At 41.3% G+C, this 12415-nt stretch carries 15 protein-coding genes; 11 read left to right on the top strand and 4 right to left on the bottom strand.

Annotation, left to right across the window (positions count from 1 at the left end):
- The first annotated feature begins 44 nt into the window (after window positions 1-44).
- From BLT41_RS02195 to BLT41_RS02170, 6 genes are all read left to right on the top strand, one after another.
- On the top strand, window positions 45-479 hold the full coding sequence (locus BLT41_RS02195) for an FKBP-type peptidyl-prolyl cis-trans isomerase (protein ID WP_092157820.1): 435 nt from the start codon (window positions 45-47) through the stop codon (window positions 477-479).
- Between the two features lie 169 nt (window positions 480-648).
- Window positions 649-1539 (top strand): RHS repeat domain-containing protein, encoded by an 891-nt coding sequence (locus BLT41_RS02190; RefSeq protein ID WP_483127845.1) that lies wholly within the window; start codon window positions 649-651, stop codon window positions 1537-1539.
- Window positions 1490-2167, top strand: a complete 678-nt coding sequence (locus tag BLT41_RS02185; RefSeq protein WP_139167317.1) for a hypothetical protein — start codon at window positions 1490-1492, stop codon at window positions 2165-2167. The genes BLT41_RS02190 and BLT41_RS02185 overlap by 50 nt, the downstream gene beginning before the upstream one ends.
- 157 nt (window positions 2168-2324) lie before the next feature.
- The gene (locus BLT41_RS02180; protein ID WP_092157814.1) at window positions 2325-2738 is read left to right on the top strand and encodes an Hsp20/alpha crystallin family protein; all 414 of its coding nucleotides are present in this window, start codon (window positions 2325-2327) and stop codon (window positions 2736-2738) included.
- Window positions 2739-2747: 9 nt separating this feature from the next.
- Window positions 2748-3113 carry an Hsp20/alpha crystallin family protein gene (locus tag BLT41_RS02175; protein ID WP_244512173.1) on the top strand — a complete coding sequence of 122 codons (366 nt, stop codon included), beginning with the start codon at window positions 2748-2750 and terminating at the stop codon, window positions 3111-3113.
- 155 nt (window positions 3114-3268) lie between these two features.
- The gene (locus BLT41_RS02170) at window positions 3269-3856 is read left to right on the top strand and encodes a peptidylprolyl isomerase (RefSeq protein WP_092158788.1); all 588 of its coding nucleotides are present in this window, start codon (window positions 3269-3271) and stop codon (window positions 3854-3856) included.
- Between the two features lie 117 nt (window positions 3857-3973).
- On the opposite strand, the gene BLT41_RS02165 is transcribed toward BLT41_RS02170, so the two are convergent.
- Window positions 3974-4456, bottom strand: coding sequence for a YchJ family protein (locus BLT41_RS02165; protein WP_092157812.1), 483 nt, complete (start codon window positions 4454-4456; stop codon window positions 3974-3976).
- 47 nt (window positions 4457-4503) lie between these two features.
- Window positions 4504-4863 (bottom strand): NifB/NifX family molybdenum-iron cluster-binding protein, encoded by a 360-nt coding sequence (locus BLT41_RS02160; RefSeq protein WP_092157810.1) that lies wholly within the window; start codon window positions 4861-4863, stop codon window positions 4504-4506.
- A 113-nt stretch (window positions 4864-4976) separates the two neighbouring features.
- On the opposite strand from BLT41_RS02160, the gene arfB reads away from it, so the two are divergent.
- The 5 genes from arfB (at window position 4977) to BLT41_RS02135 (ending at window position 10916) form a co-directional block, all read left to right on the top strand.
- Window positions 4977-5393 carry an alternative ribosome rescue aminoacyl-tRNA hydrolase ArfB gene (arfB, locus tag BLT41_RS02155; protein ID WP_092157808.1) on the top strand — a complete coding sequence of 139 codons (417 nt, stop codon included), beginning with the start codon at window positions 4977-4979 and terminating at the stop codon, window positions 5391-5393.
- A gap of 105 nt (window positions 5394-5498) precedes the next feature.
- Window positions 5499-6071, top strand: coding sequence for an OmpA family protein (locus tag BLT41_RS02150; RefSeq protein WP_092157807.1), 573 nt, complete (start codon window positions 5499-5501; stop codon window positions 6069-6071).
- A 57-nt stretch (window positions 6072-6128) separates the two neighbouring features.
- The gene (locus BLT41_RS02145) at window positions 6129-6710 is read left to right on the top strand and encodes a TetR/AcrR family transcriptional regulator (RefSeq protein WP_092157805.1); all 582 of its coding nucleotides are present in this window, start codon (window positions 6129-6131) and stop codon (window positions 6708-6710) included.
- Window positions 6711-6774: 64 nt separating this feature from the next.
- A complete protein-coding gene (locus tag BLT41_RS02140; protein WP_092157803.1) occupies window positions 6775-7884 on the top strand; it encodes an efflux RND transporter periplasmic adaptor subunit in 1110 nt (369 codons plus the stop codon).
- Window positions 7881-10916: an efflux RND transporter permease subunit gene (locus BLT41_RS02135; protein ID WP_092157801.1), complete on the top strand. Its 3036-nt coding sequence runs from the start codon at window positions 7881-7883 to the stop codon at window positions 10914-10916. The genes BLT41_RS02140 and BLT41_RS02135 overlap by 4 nt, the downstream gene beginning before the upstream one ends.
- A 76-nt stretch (window positions 10917-10992) precedes the next feature.
- Here the strand turns inward: BLT41_RS02135 and BLT41_RS02130 are convergent, their stop codons facing one another.
- Window positions 10993-11736 carry a substrate-binding periplasmic protein gene (locus tag BLT41_RS02130; RefSeq protein ID WP_092157799.1) on the bottom strand — a complete coding sequence of 248 codons (744 nt, stop codon included), beginning with the start codon at window positions 11734-11736 and terminating at the stop codon, window positions 10993-10995.
- Between the two features lie 67 nt (window positions 11737-11803).
- Window positions 11804-12415, bottom strand: coding sequence for an FmdE family protein (locus BLT41_RS02125; protein ID WP_092157797.1), 612 nt, complete (start codon window positions 12413-12415; stop codon window positions 11804-11806).

Below are 12415 nucleotides of genomic sequence, written 5' to 3'. Positions count from 1 at the left end.
GCGGTTTTCCGATTCAGGAGAACCGGAAAACACAAGGAGCTTCTATGTCTCAAGCCAAAGACGGCGACAAAATCCGCGTTCATTATACTGGTTCCCTCGAAGACGGAACAGAATTCGATTCTTCATATAAAAGAGGCGAACCTCTTGAAATCGTTCTCGGACAGGGAATGCTGATCAAAGGGTTTGAAGACGCAGTTCTCGGCCTTGAAGGCGGCGGAAAAGTAAAGACAACCATCAGCCCTGAAGATGGCTACGGTCCTTACCACGAAGAACATACTTTTGAAGTTGAACGCAGCCAGATTCCACCTGAAATCAATCCGGAAGTCGGTATGATGCTTCAGGTTAATACTGAGCAGGGCGTTACTAACGTGACAATTAAGTCTGCTACCGATGATAAAGTTGTTCTTGATGGCAACCATCCTCTTGCCGGTCAGACCATGATCTTTGAAATTGAATTGGTTGAAATTCTCGCTTCCTAAGTGAGAATATAAAGAGGAGACAATCTGTTTCCTCCGACAGCCTTAAGAAATAATATTTTTTAAGATTGTATGATCCCCCCTCGAATATTTGTTCGAGGGGGGATTTGTTTTTTTATTCAAAAAATCTGCAAAGCCGGACCTGAGTCGGCTTATTCATGTCCGGCCCAAGGTGTTCACGTATGACGAAGAAGGCGATCCCATTGCAATGACTTACGAAGGAAAAACCTTCTATTTCGCAACCGATCAAGTCGGTTCAATTTTCATGGTTGCGGATGAAAGGGGTAATGAGGTAAAGCGGATTATATATGATTCGTTTGGTAATTTGTTATTCGATAGTAATGAAAAAGTTGATACTTGCGTGGGGTTCTCCGCAGGATTGGTCGATAAAGATACAGGATTGATTCACTTTGGATATCGCGAATATGATCCCACCATCGGTAGATTCATAACCCCCGACCCAATCGGTTTCGCTGGCGGGGATGTGGATGTTTATGGATTTTGTTTGGATGATCCTATTAATTTTGTGGATAGGACGGGGTTAAATCCTATTATCAATACCGGGTTACGGGCTATAAGGGCGGCAGCTCCGTATATAAAGAAAGTTGGTAAAAGTGTTATTAAAGCAGGTTCTAAGTTAGCTAAGCAAGTTGGCAGAGCAGGCAAATCTACAAAAGATTTGGCTAAAAACAGTGCTAAAAGAGTTAATACTGCGGGGAAAAAGGTTGGTGAGAAGGCTGGAGAAGTTGTTGAAAAAACAATAAAGGGTTCTAAAGAAGTCAGTAAGAAAGTGTCTGAGACAAAAAAAGCAGTTAATGAAAGAATCTCAGATGCTACAATAAAATCGGGTGCTGCTCCTTTACTTCATAAAGGTACTGAATTTGCAGATGAATATATCAGCAAAGAGAACCCTCCTTCGGTTAAAAGTGAGCTTATTGAAAGAACTATGAATTACGCTGGAGAACAAGATCTTGATGTGAATATCAAAAGTTTGATGGAAGGACGTTACAATCGTGATAAGTCGAGAGATCTTCCTTCACGGACAACTGTTAATAAAAAATAAAAATAAGGGAGGAGTGGAGGGGGTTTCCCCCCCTCCACGACAAGAGATGAAAAGTTTTATAAAGTATTACACTTCACAAATAGCTGTATGGGCACTTGTTATTCTTCTTATGGGAATCGCGGGTTATCTGCCAGACCGATTTTTTATTCTTATTTTATCAAATATTGTATTAGTATCTCCGTTTTTGTTCTCAGAAAAGGCGATGACTTGTTTAGCATATGTAAAAAGTATTTTTTCAAAACATGGTCTGATAAAAATTTCTATTTCAATTGATATTGCTTTGATAGTTGTATCGCTAGTTGTTTGTACTAATACTATAGCTGGTTACTATAAAGGTCTATTTGACATCAACGACATTATGTATTTTTTGTTTTTGATATTGTTTTTATATTTATTTTATAGAAATTTTAAAAGATATTTGATGTATCATTTAAATAAAGAAGATTTTGTTATTGCTTTGCTAGCAACGTTAGCAGCTTGGATTTTAAGAGAAGTGCATCACGAATATTTTTATCTTCTCGAGAGTTTTAGGTCTTATTTTATAGACATGGGCTTAAAAACATTCAATCTTGGCAGTTTTATATTTGCATTAAACAGTGTTTTTAAGTTTAAAAAAGAAACAATTTAAGATCGCCAGTTTATTATATTCACCACACTAGTTCTACTTATTCTAGATTAATAACTTCCGACCCGATTGGCTTTGCTGGCGAGGATGTGGATGTTTATTGACAACCGACTTTTATAGCGTATTTTGTATTAATACGAAAATAATTAGGAGGTGTTTTATGGTCATTGATTTAGGCTCGGTTTATAACTTTCCGTATGAGTTCGACAAAGTGTTTAATGAAGTTTTTAATCCCCGGCAGTATAAACGAGGAAAATCATCATACCCTCCTATAAATATAGGGGAAGATGAAAAGAATGTTTATGTGCATGCGGAAATGCCCGGACTTGCAATCGAAGATATGGATATAGAGATCACAGCAAAAGATCTTGTAATCAAGGGTGAGCGCAAACTGCCGGAAGGCAGATATTTTCGTCAGGAAAGGATTTCCGGAGTTTTTCAGCGGATTATTTCTATCAATACACTTGTTGATGTGGATAATGTTTCTGCTTCTATGAAAGACGGGGTATTGCGGATAATAATGCCTAAGGCCGAGTCATCTGTTCCTAAGAAAATCGCTGTAGAAATCGAGTAAGGGGGGATTATGAGTAACGAAATAGTTATGACTGATAAAGAATTGGAAAAATTCAGCCCCGCAACGGATATCGTTGAAACTGAAAATGGTTTTTATATGTATATGGATCTTCCCGGAGTCGGGAAAAAAGATCTCGATATTGATGTTGAAGAAAATGTGATGATTGTTAAAGGGAAGGCCGCAACATCAGTGATTGAAGGCGAAAAATATCTTCTCCAAGAGTTTGGTGAAGGTGAATATGTAAGAAGATTTACTGTTGCGGATATTGTGGACAGCAAAAATATTAAAGCGAATTTAAAAAATGGTGTGCTTGAGCTGTTTCTGCCGAAAATTCCAGAGGCAAAACCGCGTAAAATTGAGGTTTCATACAGCTAGACAGGTTTAAATAAAATGGTAATTGAAAGGCTCTCTAGTTCGGGAGCCTTTTTTTACGTCTATTGATGATTTTAAATAATAAGGCGTTCTTTGTTTGCTCGTCTTTTCGGTTTCTGGTAAATGCCAATAAAACTGTTACGGAGGAAAATCTGGATATGAAAAGATTCAAAATATTATTGGTTGCGGCCCTTTTTTGCATAGCTCTTTCTGTGGGAGCAACTGCTCAAGCTGAAAGTTCTAAAGTTTACGTTAAGATGCAAACCAGCAAAGGAAACATTGTTCTTGAACTTGATAGAGCTAAGGCTCCAAAAACCGTGGCTAATTTTCTCAAATATGTGAACGAAGGCCATTATGATGGAACTATTTTTCACAGAGTAATCAGCGGATTCATGATTCAGGGCGGAAACATGGATAAACACATGAATAGTAAGGATACTTACGCTCCTATTGAGAATGAAGCCCGTAACGGTCTTTATAACGATAAGTATACCATCTCTATGGCCCGTACAGGTAATCCTCATTCCGCTACAGACCAGTTTTTTATCAATACTGCTGATAATGGAGCTTTGAACTTTAAGTCTGCGACTTCTTCAGGCTGGGGATATGCTGTTTTCGGAAAAGTTCTCGGCGGTAAGAAAGTTGTTGATAAGATTGAAAAAGTTGTGACGTTCCGTAAAGGTCGTTATGATGATGTTCCGGTCAAGCCTGTGATGATTATCAAGGCTGACGAAGTTAAGCAGTAAGCTTTATTGATTTGTTTCAAGACTGGATTTTCTAAGTCAAATAAAAGACCCGGCAGATATTTCTGCCGGGTCTTTTTTAATAACGATTAAGTCGTAATTATTATGCTGAGAGCTTAATTAAGCGCAGCACTTTTTATATTTTTTGCCGCTGCCGCATGGGCAAGGCTCATTACGTCCGACTTTGTTTTCTTTAACAACAGGTTTCGGGGCGACCATGTCTCCATCAATGTAAAGCCAGTTGCCGTCTCTTTTTTCAAAGTGACTTGCTTCATGATGTTTGTGAGTAGCTCCGCCTTGTTTGAAATTCGCAATGAATTCAACTTCACCTGTAGTGTCTTCGGGCTGACCTTCTGAGGTAGAAACAATTTCAAGGCTGAGCCAAGTGGAAGATGTCGCCCACTCTTTTACCTGCTCAGGTTCGTAGTCATGTTTGCTTTCCGGGGCTAGAGTATCACCGAGATAATCTACGTTATGCACAACAAAAGATGTGTAACGGGAACGCATCAAAGCTTCAGCTGTAGGAGCTGGTTTAGTTCCGGTAATATATGGTTCACAGCATTCGGCGTATACAATCCCGGAACCGCATGGACATTCACTCATGTTTTACTCCAATATTTAATCAACCCGTATAAGTTTATTTGAACGGCTTAGTGGTTGCCGCAGGACTCGTGATCATCGCAAACAGTTGCTGAGTCGGTAAGGTTTCCCTCTGCCCACTGCGCTACGGCAGCTTTCAAATCTCCGCTACAACCGCGGATAACGTTTATATTGCTGGCCTGCAAGAGGTTAACAGCTCCCTGTCCCATATTTCCTGCCAGCAGGACGGTAACGCCTTTCTCAGCAAGTGTGGGAACTATGCTGGATTTACAACCGCATCCGGGAGGAGGTGTAAGAGTTTCTTCCGCAATAATATTCTTATTTTCATCCAATGTGAAAAGTGTAAAGGCTTCACAATGACCGAAGTGTCCGTCAACTTGACCATCTCTGGATGGAAGTGCAATTATCATAATTGTGTCTCCTGAAAAAAAAGGTAAAAATAATACAGATCCATGTATTGTATCTGTATATAATATTTATTTGCTTAAATTAACAAATAAAACAGAACGATCCAGCCGAAGCTATGATAACTATCACACCAGCATTGTCCATACCTGACAGCGAAATTATTTTTATTGCGAGCCGCAGTTCCGGTCCGGGAGGGCAGCACGTTAATAAAACGTCTTCACGCGTGACTCTTATTTTTAATTTGGAAGAGTCTGCATCCCTCAGTGACCATCAAAAAAGGATTCTTCTTTTAAGAATCAGTAATAAGATTAATAGTAAAGGAGAGTTGCAGATATCATGCGAGGAGCATCGCAGTCAGTTCCGCAACAAAGAGGAAGCTCTTGAGCGCTTTAAAAGTCTTTTGGCGGATGGATTAAAGCCAATCAAGCAAAGGCGTAAAACCAAAGTCCCTAATTCTACGAAGCGTAAACGGATGGACAATAAAAATAAACGTGCGACAACTAAAAAGCAGCGTTCAAAGCCTGATTATTAAAAGAAAGGACTACCTCCGTTCTTCGTTAAGAATAGTTTTTTAAATAATATTTTGCGTGGTACTATGTTTTCAAACGTAATTTTGGAAATATAAATGGAGGAACATATGAAAACTGCATTAAGTTCTTTTTTTTGCTTGTTAATTTTGCTGACAGGTTCCGCTCTGCATGCACAGGGAGATGGTTTTGCCAGCAACTCTGACCAGATTTTGGAAATGCTTCTCGGCCCCGGAGACTCTGCGGGTGATATTTATGGTTTAACAGCCAATTCCGGCATGATCGGCAGAGCTAATTTGAAAATAGAATTTGATGTGAACTCCGCCAAGATTAAAAAGGACGCCTTGCCTATTGCAAACGCTCTGGGGGCTGCAATGATTTCGCCTCGTGGGAGCTTGATGTCTGTGTTGTTGAAAGGGCATACTGATTCTGACGGAGATAAAAAATATAACCGTAAATTGAGTCTTAAGAGGGCCGAGGCTGTGCGGTTGTACCTTGTTGAGAAGTTCAAGATAAATCCGGCTAGGATATCAGTCAAAGGTGTTGGTGAGGATGAGCCGCTTATCTCCAATGACACCAAAGAAGGCAAAGCCCTTAATCGCAGAGTTGAAGTGGTAAATACCACAGGCACAAAGAACGTTAAAATGCCAGATCCTAAGCAGGGAACGAAGGTTGACTGGTAATTTTCAGGATTTTAATAGATGGTTGACAAGAGTTAATCAACCGATTAATTGAATCGCATGACTAAGAAAGAGAAAATATTTAACGCTGGCGCAAAGTTGTTCGCCGAGCGTTCGTTCAACTCTGTCGGAATCAGGGATATAGCCAGAGAGGCAGAGGTCAACAGTGCTATGATTTCTTATTACTTTGGAGGTAAAACCGGTTTGCTCAGGGAGATTTTTTCTTCCTTTGTCGATTTGGTTTTGGCTGTTGTTAAGAAGTCCATGGACGAGTCGGCAGATCATTATGAATTGTGTGATAACAATGTAAGAAGATTTATAGATAATGCCCGTAAAAACCGGGATGTTTATCTGGTCGGACTCAGAGAACTTAATCATGACAGTCCTGATTTACAGGATTTAAGAGATACGTTGCAGGCCAAAGGGTGGGAACACTTTTCAAATCATCTTTCAAGAATGGGTTCAAGTGTTAAACATCCTGAAATAGTAAGAGATATTACCTTTACAGCGGTAATGGGGATTATTTTTTCAGATTATCTGCTTGGTGGCGGAACTTTTATTGATAATGATGAATTGGTGGAAACTTACAAAGGTGTCATTTCCAGTATTTTAAGGCTGGGAACACCGGAACTCTGGAAGTAATTTTTTTTACCCACTAACTAATCAACTGATTGATTAATTCAGCCCATTCATAGAGGAAAAAATCATGCGTAAAATGACGATATTTACTTTGCTGGCGATGTTGTTTTTATTGCCGGGGTGTAAAGAAGAAGTAAAAAAAGAACTTCCTGTCCGGCCTGTTCGGGTTTTGGAAATATCTAATAATACAAGCCCTGAACTGCGTACTTTTCCCGGGAAAGTTAAAGCTGTGCGAGAAGTAGGCCTTGCGTTCAGAGTTCCCGGGCAGATTGTTCGTTTTAATGTGAAAGAAGGCGATTATGTGAAAAAGGGACAAGCAATTGCAATGCTTGATCAACGTGATTTTCAGGCCGCAGTAGCTGATTTGCAGGCCAAACTTAACGGCGCACGGTCTATATTGAATGAAGCTAAATTGAATTATGAGCGGAATCGTAAACTTCTTGCTTCAGATACCATTGCACAAGCCTCTTTTGATTCAGCACAAAGTTCATTTGAAACAAGCCGCGCCAGCATGAATTCAATTTTGCAGGAGCTTATGAGGGCGAAACTGAATCTTCAATATACCGTTTTAACAGCACCTTTCAGCGGATCGATTGCTTATAAATCTGTTGATAATCACGAGTATATTCAAGCCAAAGAGCCTATTGTTCAACTCGAAGATCTTTCGACTCTGGATGTGGTGATTGATATTCCTGAAGCCGTATGGGTCAGGGCATTCAGCGGTAAGACTATTGAGAATGTAAAGGCTTTAGCCAGATTTGAATCATATCAGGATGAAACCTTTAAGTTGCAGGTAAAAGAATTTCAGACCAAGGCTAATCCTCAAACACAAACCTATGAAGTTACACTGAATATGGAAAACCCTGACGGCGTTTCAATTCATCCCGGTATGACTGCTGAAGTTGTGGCTAGTATGCCCGAAGCTGACGGAGTTAAGTCCGTGGCTATTCCCATTTCCGCTGTTTCAGGGGCTCCCGGGGAGAAAACGTATGTCTGGATATTCCATAATGGAGATGTTCAGAAGCGTGAGATTGAAGTCGGAAGAATATTTAAAGATATGTTTGAAGTTCACAAGGGAATCAACCCCGGTGAAATCGTAGTCGTTTCCGGTGTAAAATATTTGTATGAAGGTCAGAAAGTTAAGGTGCTCAAGGGTAGAATCGGGAGTAGAGGATGAGTCTGGCAAGATATACAATTGAAAAGAAGACTGTTTCAATAGTTTTGACTCTGGTTCTTTTGCTCGGCGGGATTATGGCTTTTCTGAATATGTCCAGATTGGAAGATCCAGAATTCACCATTAAACAAGCGTTGGTTATAACTAATTATCCGGGAGCGACTCCGGCGGAAGTTGCAGATGAAGTAACGGATGTTATTGAGAGTGCGGCTCAGCAGCTAAAACAGCTCAAAGAAGTTACCTCTATTAACAATCGCGGGCAGTCCATTGTTACGGTTGAAGTTGCAGAGAAGTACGACAAGAACACCTTGCCGCAGGTCTGGGATGAGTTGCGGAGAAAGGTGAATGATGCACAGAGAGCTCTCCCTCCGGGAGCCGGGCCTTCGTTTGTTATTGATGATTTCAGTGACGTTTACGGAATTTTGCTTTCGGTTTCAGGTGACGGCTATTCTCAGCAGGATCTTCAGGACTATGTCAGTTACTTGCGTAAACAATTGCTGCTGGTAGATAATGTGGCAAAGGTTTCCATCTGGGGAGATCGGCAGGAAACGGTTTTTGTTGAGATCTCGCGGGCTAGAATGGCTCAACTCGGGCTGTCTCTGGAATCTGTCTACAAAATGCTTTCTGAGCGGAATCTGGTTGTTAAAGCTGGTAATGTACGGGTTGGAAGGGAGTATATTGAAATAGCTCCGACAGGCGGGATCGAGTCTGTAGAAAGTCTGGGAGATTTATTTATACGGGACGTGAAAGGTGGAATGCTTGTTCCTCTGAAAGACGTAGCCACCATTCATAGAGGTTATCAGGACCCGCCGTCACGGATAATGCATTTCAACGGGAAATCTTCGATTGCTCTGGGTATTTCGATGATTCCTTCAAGTAATGTGGTTGATCTCGGGAAAGCGGTAGACCTTAAGCTTGAAGAGTTAAAGAGTGAAACTCCGATCGGCATAAATGTCGAAAATATTTATTTCCAGCCGAAAAGGGTTGAGGACGCTGTAAATTCATTTGTTCTTAATCTTGGCGAAGCTGTAGTGATTGTTATCATTGTACTTCTTTTGTTTATGGGAATGCAGAGCGGGCTTCTTATAGGAGCTGTTCTGCTGATAACAATTTGCGGGTCATTTATTTTTATTCAGATGGCGGGGGTCGCTTTGGAGCGTATTTCGCTCGGGGCGCTTATCATCGCTTTGGGGATGCTTGTAGATAACGCTATCGTTATTATCGAAGGTATCCTGATTCGTTATCAAAAGGGTGGCCGTAGAATTCAGTCAGCTGTTGATGTAGTGGAGCAGAATAAATGGCCTTTACTTGGAGCGACAGTCATAGCCGTGCTGGCTTTTGCCGGAATAGGTATGAGTCAGGACAGTGTTGGGGAATTTTGTAGATCTTTGTTCGTAGTTCTGCTGATTTCTCTGATGATGAGCTGGATTACGGCGGTAACCATTACCCCGTTGCTTTGCGAAATGTTTTTGAAACCGAAGGTCAGCGAAGGCGGAGATCTTTATAAAGGTTTCATCTTCCGGGTATATAAAAAAGTATTAGAGTTTTGTCTAAGGCGTAGAGCTTTCACCTTGCTTGTTCTTGGCGGGATGCTGGTTGCGTCCATTTACGGGTTCGGTTTCGTGAAGCAGAGTTTCTTTCCTGATTCTACTCAGCCACGCTTTTTTATACACTACTGGTTACCGCAAGGCACAGATGTAAGGGCAACTCGTGATGATATTGCTGAGATTGAGCGTTTCATTAAAAAGGATAAACGAGTTAAGAATATCACCTCTTTTATAGGAGAAGGTGCGCCTAGGTTTATTCTTACTTATGCCCCAGAAAAGTCGAATTCTTCGTATGGAATGATTTTAGTCGAAGTGAAAGATTATAGTACGGTTGACGAGGTGATGACCAAGTACAAAGAAGAGGTTAACGCCTTGTATCCGCAAGCAGAAGCGAAGTTTAAGAAATTTAAACTCGGACCGGGGAGAGAAGCTTCGTTCGAAGTTCGTTTCAGCGGACCGGATACGAAAATTCTTCGTGATCTTTCACGTGAAGCTCAGCAGGTAATGCTTAAATCCGGCAAGGCTGAATCCATAAGAGATAACTGGAGACAGGAAGTAAAAGTCCTCACTCCGGTGATCATGGAAGCTCAGGCTAAAATTGCCGGGATTACCCGCCCTGACCTTGCAAGGGCTATGAATATGTTCTTTTCCGGGGCAAGAGCCGGAGTCTACAGAGAAGGGGATAAGTTGTTACCGATTGTCATGCGGCCTCCTGAAAATGAGCGGCTGAATGTTGAGCAGATCGGTGATGTGCAGGTCTTCAGTCCTGTCGCTGGGCGTATGATTCCGGTTGAAGAGATTGTTTCAGGCTTTGCCACTGAAATGCAATACGGAATGCTTAAAACAAGAAATAGGATGTTGACGGTTACTGCTTCCTGTGAGCCTGTTTCAGGGTTGCCTTCGGTTTTATTTAATGAGCTGAGACCGCAAATTGAATCCATTAAAATCCCTGCCGGATATACTATGGAATGGGGCGGAGAGTATGAGGATTCGACCGACGCTCAAGCCAGTTTAGGTGGGTGTCTGCCTTTACCTTTTGCAATTATGGTTCTTGTAACCATAATGCTTTTCAACTGTTTGCGGATTCCGCTTATTATCTGGCTGACCGTTCCGTTGTCTATCATCGGTGTTACCGTGGGATTACTTCTCACGGGAGAGCCTTTCGGATTCATGGCTCTTCTCGGATTTTTGAGTCTGTCCGGTATGCTCATTAAGAATGCGGTTGTATTGCTTGATCAGGTCAATATTGAGCTCAAGGAAGGCAAGGAACCCTACATGGCCGTTGTCGATTCGTGTGTAAGCCGTATCCGGCCTGTCGCAATGGCGGCAGTTACTACCATTCTCGGTATGCTGCCTCTTGTAACAGATGCTTTCTTCTCGGCAATGGCAGTGACGATTATGTCGGGGCTTGCATTTGCAACAGTGCTTACGTTGCTCGTAGTTCCTGTGCTTTATGCTGTATTTTATAAAATAAAAAATCCTGTATAACTTCAGTATATAACAAAGCCTCTTGATACTTTTATATCAGGAGGCTTTGTGCTGATTGCCGTGGCAATATTAATCATTAGAGCAAAGGGCAGGCGTAGATATTCAGAGGGAGAGGGTGATCCTTCATGTATTTTTCAACATGTTTATTGAATTGATTCAGAAAATACGGGTTTTCATTTATGAAATTTTTAGAAAAATAAACACCTAGAGGCTTGCTTAAAAGAGTTATAATTTTTAAGCGGTTATGAATATTATGTTTTAAGATTTTATCAGTCATAACCATATCGTTTGCAAGCATGGCATCAAAGCGTTTAAGCAAAAGCATATTGAGTAGAAGCTCTGTGGTGGGGGGGGATGATGTGGCATTGTAGTTGTTGGTATTAAGCCATTTGAGCATGTTTGATCCCCGAAAACTGGCGACTGTAGCTCTTTTTTTGAAGTGTTCAGAAGCTGGGTCCAATGGATTTTCCTGAAGCATATACCAGTTCCATCTTTGTTCAGCGATAATGGCGGACTGCACTCCATATTGGTCACGGTCTTCACTCTTAGAGGCTGCGAAAAAACCGTCAACTTTCCCGTCCCTAGCTAAACGTTGCGCCCTGATCCACGGAACTACAACAATATTCAGTTTGATATTCATTTTGTTGAAGGCATACTTGACTACCCTTACAGCGCATCCATCAAATACCCCGTTTTCATCGTAGCAACCATAGGGACACAGGTTGTGTGTCGCCAGAGTTATTTTAGCAGGCTGAGCTGTCGCCGTGCAGGGAGAAGCAAATATCAGGATTATGAATATCAAAAATGTTGAAATTTTCATAAAGACTCCTCATTAGAGATATACTATATTATATGCGCTATCTCTATTATGAGGGTCAAGTGGTAGATCAGATTTTCTGTTCAACTTTAGTAAAGCAGGGGATGCACAGTGTCTGCCCTGAGAATCTTCTTGAGCGTGATTCCATCAGTTTTTCACCGCAAATTTCACAGTTAAGAGATTGCAGAATTTGGGCAGGGCGGGGCATGTTTATTTGCGGTTTATCTAGAATGAACATTTCTTCAAGATCTGCTTCCAAATACTGGGTTTCGACTTCAGACCGAACAGCTGTACATTGTTTTTCTTCTTCGTCTGTTGCCGTACCATTGGAAGAGACCTCCATCAGTCTGTTCATTTTCGCTCTGTTTTTTTCCAAAAAGTCGGGATTCAGCAATGCTCTAAACCCTTCCCCGTCTTCGCGTCTGAAAAATGTAAAAACCATTTTCCCGTGATCTTTAAAGAGCAGGTTGCCTTTTCCTACTGAGCATCCGGTGAGAAACTGGATTGCATCCACTCCGCACATATCTGTTTCACAAATGGCTACAAGCGAGGAATCCTTGTTATGTCCCAGTTTGTTTAAACACAGTTCTGATGCACGAATACCTACAGCCAGTCCGGGGCACTGATGACCGTGGAATTCTATAACTCTTTTAATTGTTTCGGGGCTGAAAAAATTATTCAT

This window comes from Maridesulfovibrio ferrireducens (genome assembly GCF_900101105.1).
GTDB classification, from domain to species: Bacteria; Desulfobacterota; Desulfovibrionia; order Desulfovibrionales; family Desulfovibrionaceae; genus Maridesulfovibrio; species Maridesulfovibrio ferrireducens.
This window is presented reverse-complemented; position numbering and strand designations above follow the sequence as displayed.